Origin of the sequence: Mesorhizobium sp. M7A.F.Ca.US.006.04.2.1, from assembly GCF_004022915.1 — a bacterium.
GTDB classification, from domain to species: domain Bacteria; phylum Pseudomonadota; class Alphaproteobacteria; order Rhizobiales; family Rhizobiaceae; genus Mesorhizobium; species Mesorhizobium ciceri.
In genome coordinates this window covers 1-1,621 of sequence record NZ_RZQA01001128.1, presented here as the reverse complement: position 1 = coordinate 1,621, position 1,621 = coordinate 1, and the positions used below count along the sequence as shown (strand labels likewise).

Annotated in this window: 5 protein-coding genes and 1 pseudogene; all 6 read left to right on the top strand. The window is 59.5% G+C overall.

The features are described from left to right. Positions 1-224, top strand: a 224-nt coding sequence (rplP, locus tag EN925_RS35045; RefSeq protein WP_128337326.1) for a 50S ribosomal protein L16, incomplete at its 5' end; no start/stop codon positions are given. Between the two features lie 13 nt (positions 225-237). Then, a complete protein-coding gene (rpmC, locus tag EN925_RS35040; protein ID WP_006205459.1) occupies positions 238-438 on the top strand; it encodes a 50S ribosomal protein L29 in 201 nt (66 codons plus the stop codon). A gap of 11 nt (positions 439-449) precedes the next feature. After that, positions 450-689: a 30S ribosomal protein S17 gene (gene rpsQ / locus EN925_RS35035; RefSeq protein WP_128337325.1), complete on the top strand. Its 240-nt coding sequence runs from the start codon at positions 450-452 to the stop codon at positions 687-689. Positions 690-772: 83 nt separating this feature from the next. Then, entirely contained in the window at positions 773-1,141 is a 369-nt protein-coding gene (rplN, locus tag EN925_RS35030) for a 50S ribosomal protein L14 (protein WP_006205457.1), read from the top strand. A 12-nt stretch (positions 1,142-1,153) separates the two neighbouring features. Further along, complete coding sequence (gene rplX / locus EN925_RS35025) at positions 1,154-1,468, top strand: 50S ribosomal protein L24 (protein WP_013531428.1); 315 nt, start codon at positions 1,154-1,156, stop codon at positions 1,466-1,468. Next, positions 1,461-1,621 (top strand): annotated as a pseudogene (locus tag EN925_RS41200) (50S ribosomal protein L5); the annotation flags it as partial. The gene rplX and the pseudogene EN925_RS41200, both read left to right, overlap by 8 nt.

Here is a 1,621-nt window from a genome sequence, read left to right as displayed (position 1 = left end):
TCTGGATCCGTATTTTCCCGGACGTGCCGGTCACTTCGAAGCCGACCGAAGTCCGCATGGGTAAGGGCAAGGGCGCGGTCGATTACTGGGCGGCGCGCGTCAAGCCAGGCCGCATCATGTTCGAGATCGACGGCGTCAATGAAGAAACCGCCCGTGAGGCACTGCGTCTCGGCGCGGCCAAGCTCTCGGTCAAGACGCGCTTCGTGCAGCGCATCGCAGAATAAGGACGGGCTGATCATGAAAGCCGAAGACATCCGGACCAAGACCCAGGACCAGCTGACCGACGACCTGGCCAGCCTGAAGAAGGAGCAGTTCAACCTGCGCTTCCAGAAGGCCACCGGCCAGCTCGAGAAGACCGCGCGCGTGAGACAGGTTCGTAAGGACATTGCGCGTATCAAGACCATCGCTGCGGAAAAGTCCGCGGCTAAGAAGGCTTAAGGACGAAAACCATGCCAAAGCGCATTCTGCAGGGCACCGTCGTCAGCGACAAGAACGAGAAGACGGTTGTCGTCAAGGTCGAACGGCGCTTCACGCATCCCGTGATGAAGAAGACCGTGCGCATGACCAAGAAGTACAAGGCGCACGACGAGAACAACGCCCACAAGGTTGGCGATCAGGTGTTCATCCAGGAATCGAAGCCGATTTCCAAGGACAAGAGCTGGATCGTCGTGTCTTCGGACCAAGCCTGACCTCGGGCGTAAACAACGAATTTTGGACAGACCGGGGAGGGGCTTTGAGCCCATCCCGTTAGAAGAGAAGAAGGCGGCCAGTCATGATTCAGATGCAAACAAACCTCGACGTCGCGGATAATTCCGGCGCCCGTCGTGTCATGTGCATCAAGGTGCTGGGCGGCTCGAAGCGGAAATACGCTTCCGTGGGCGACATCATCGTGGTGTCGATCAAGGAAGCCATTCCGCGCGGCCGCGTGAAGAAGGGCGATGTGATGAAGGCGGTCGTGGTTCGCACGGCCAAGGACATCCGCCGCCCGGACGGCAGCGTGATCCGTTTCGACAAGAACGCGGCCGTTCTCGTCGACAACAAGAAAGAGCCGATCGGCACGCGTATCTTCGGACCGGTTCCGCGCGAACTCCGCGCCAAGAACCACATGAAGATCATCTCGCTCGCGCCTGAAGTGCTGTAAGGAGCCGGACCAATGCAAAAGATTAGAAAAGGCGACAAGGTCGTCGTGCTGGCCGGCAAGGACAAGGGCCGTTCGGGCGAAGTCCTCTCGGTACAGCCGAAGGAAGACACCGCGCTGGTGCGTGGCGTCAACATGATCCGCCGTCACCAGAAGCAGTCCCAGTCCCAAGAGGGCGGGATCATCACCAAGGAAGCGCCGATCCAGCTGTCGAACATCGCGCTGGCCGACCCCAAGGATGGCAAGCCGACCCGCGTCGGCTTCATCTTCCAGAAGGACGGCAAGAAGGTGCGCGTCGCCAAGCGCTCGGGAGAAGTCATCAATGGCTAAGGCTCAAACCACGAAGCCCAAGGCTGAAAGCAAACAGTCCAAGGCTCAGAACACGCCGCGCCTCAAGCAGGTCTACAACGAGACCATCCGCAAGGCGCTGCAGGAACAGTTCGGCTACGACAACGAGATGCAGGTTCCGCGCATCGACAAGAT